Here is a 2,375-nt window from a genome sequence, read left to right as displayed (position 1 = left end):
ACTGGCGAAAAGGGCACCGTAAATCGGTATACCTTTGAGCCCTGGACAGTACCAAAATCAAACACTGGATTGAAGCGCTCCAGAGTGAAGCTCGTCCCTGGGAAAAGATCCAAAGGACGGCCATCAACTAAAATATCAATTCTATTTCTCATGATTTATTAAACGTTATTTCTAGCAGCCATAGCAGCTGCATCGGCGGCCCTATTACTTGCACCGGCAGCAGCCCAAGAACCGTCTGCAGCCCTGTTGGTGGCACCTATTACGGCATCCAGTTTACCTGCTAGATTATCCACAGACGACTTTAACTCTCTTACAGCGGCAGTCGTCTCCCCAGTGTTCTTTCCTATGGTATCCATCATTTGCTGACTTCTGCCAATCTCGGCACTGGTGGCAGCCGTGGTTCCCGATGGGTCCCCAGCTTCAACACTTCCATAGGGATCCATATTGGCATCATAGCCTCCTGTATCACCTAAGCCTGCATTGGCGGCCGCCAGTTCGGCATCGAGCTGGGCCTGCATTTCAGCGGCCTCCGCTTCTGCCTGGGCTGCCTGGTTGGCTGCGTCGGCCTCCATCTTTCTTTTCTTGGAGCCAAACAAATAGCTCTGACCATATTTCAGCGGTTCCAATAGCTCACGGTAATCACCTCCATCATTGCCAAACACGGTCCCTTTGGCCGCATGTATCGGAGCGCCATTTTTATGCAAACTAGAATCCAGCAGCGCATCAATGGTATGTCGGTTGTTCTTGTAAGTATTACGGCTAAGAATCATAATAGGCTCTTCTCCTTCCATTTCACCCACTTCTTGGCCCGTTTCCCGGTTCACCAAGCTAATACCCGAATCGCCATATGAGGCTCCATGCCTTGGGCCTTGGGGTACACCAGCATTACGGATATATCCACCCTTGGCCATCGTTGGGGGTTGTTGCGATTTAATGATACCGATTTGTACTGCAGCCAGAGCCGCGCTGGCCACCACCCCAATAAGGCCCAGAGGGAAACCCATCATGGCCAAAGACTTTAATGCGGCCATGGCGGCATTCATTAGGGCCATACCGATTTGCATACGCTGCTCGCGCTTCCAGGCTGCTACCTTGGCTTCATGCTCCTTTCGCAGTGCATCCTTATTGATTTTATCGATGGCTTCCTCATATTCATCTTTGCTGACCAAGCCCTTTTCATACTTATCCTCCCATGACTTCAACTGAGCATTTTTCTCCTTGGTGATGTTGGCAAGTTCTTTCTGGGTTTTGGCTTCACCGATTTTATTGATCAGCTCCATACCCATTTTTACACCTTCGACAATCTCCTGGCCCTTCTGACTCCAGTTCTGAAGGCGCTCATTATTCATGGCCTTTTCATTGCCGAGCTTCTTATTAAGGATATCCATAAAGCCATCAAAATCCCCGTTCATTAGGGCTTTGATCGCATTGAAGAATCCTTGTTGGTTTTCCTTTCTTGCTGCAAGCGTGGCGGCTTCTACGGTCTTCAGATCGTTTTGATGCTTGGTATTGGCCGCATCCGTCTGGGCAATGCGCTGCTGGTCGATGGAACGAAGGGTAGCGGCCGTTTCCGTTTCGATCTGCTTCTTTTTTGCCGCATCATCACCGGCCAGCTTCAGGAGCTGCTGACTGGTTTCATTGGCTTTGGCCCTTTCTTTGGCAGCCACTTCCTCGATCCTAGCCAGTTCCTGGCGACGTTCCAAGTCAATAAGCTGAAGCTTGAGTGCTTGGCGTTGGGTAATACTCAATCGCTCATTAGAAAGCTGGGTATCTAGGATGGTTTTCTGAGTAGCAAACTCTTTGCTCTGACGATCGGTGCGCTGATCATCTTCCAGCTTTTTCACTTCGGCCAGTCGCTTCCTTTCGTCCTCTAGCTGCTTTTTCTGAAAATCGGAGCTCACCTTGTCCATATCCCTAACCAACTGCTCATTTAGGGCCTTTTCCCACTGGGCTTTGATGGTCAAATTGGCTTTAGACTCAGCGATCCTTTCCAGCTCCCTTTTGTTTTTAAGCTGAAGGCTTACCAGTTCCCGAGCCAGATCATCGGCAATGGATTTTACGCTTGCATCTTCCTCCATTTTCTGGATGGTTTTTAGCGCATCACTGTTGGCTTTGATCTGATCGGCTGCGGCCTTCTCAGCGGCGGCCTTATTCTTGGCCTCTTCAGCTTTTCTATGACGCTCGTTTTCCTGCTGTTTGCTCGCAAGCTCCCTGGCTTTAGCGGCCTTTTCGGCGGCCAGCATCGCTTCACGGTCTTTCTTTTCTGCAGCAGCTTTGTCAGCGAGCTCCTTTTCCTTTGTAGCCTTATTGGCTGCGGCTATTTCAGCGGCCGTCTTACCCTCTTGTCCCTTTTTGTCAGATAAGTACTTGTCGTT

Annotated in this window: 1 pseudogene; it reads right to left on the bottom strand. The window is 49.9% G+C overall.

The features are described from left to right. Positions 1–158: 158 nt before the first annotated feature. Positions 159–2,375, bottom strand: a pseudogene (locus CLV98_RS23560) (hypothetical protein); the annotation flags it as partial.

This window comes from Dyadobacter jejuensis (assembly GCF_003149085.1).
Taxonomy (GTDB): Bacteria; Bacteroidota; Bacteroidia; order Cytophagales; family Spirosomataceae; genus Dyadobacter; species Dyadobacter jejuensis.
This window is presented reverse-complemented; position numbering and strand designations above follow the sequence as displayed.